This is a genomic window from Chitinophaga sp. 05T412 (assembly GCF_056396465.1).
Genome location: NZ_JBFTLN010000114.1, coordinates 1 through 373, shown reverse-complemented (window position 1 = coordinate 373; position 373 = coordinate 1). Strand labels below are relative to the sequence as shown.

Here is a 373-nt window from a genome sequence, read left to right as displayed (position 1 = left end):
TAGACAGATCCGTAGCTCAGCCTGGTTAGAGCACTACACTGATAATGTAGGGGTCAGCAGTTCAAATCTGCTCGGGTCTACAATGATTACGGGGGATTAGCTCAGTTGGCTAGAGCACCTGCCTTGCACGCAGGGGGTCATCGGTTCGAATCCGATATCCTCCACTTAATCACCTTAGTTCTTCTAAAAATAACAAGATGTKTRACTAAAGAGTYACRGAGATCGGATCTCACACATCATCTAGCAGTTAGTAATAACTGATAAGTTCTTTGAAAGATTGGAAACAACAGCACGATTTGAAATAGTGATATTTTGAATCAAACAGGTAATGTACAGCTATACATAATTAAAATGATCCGATTGATTTCGAGAG

General features: G+C 40.7%; 2 tRNA genes. Both read left to right on the top strand.

The annotated features are described in order from the left end of the window. Positions 1-5: 5 nt before the first annotated feature. Positions 6-80 (top strand) — tRNA-Ile (locus AC1DFM_RS34925). A gap of 10 nt (positions 81-90) precedes the next feature. Further along, positions 91-164, top strand: a tRNA-Ala gene (locus AC1DFM_RS34920). Positions 165-373: the final 209 nt, after the last annotated feature.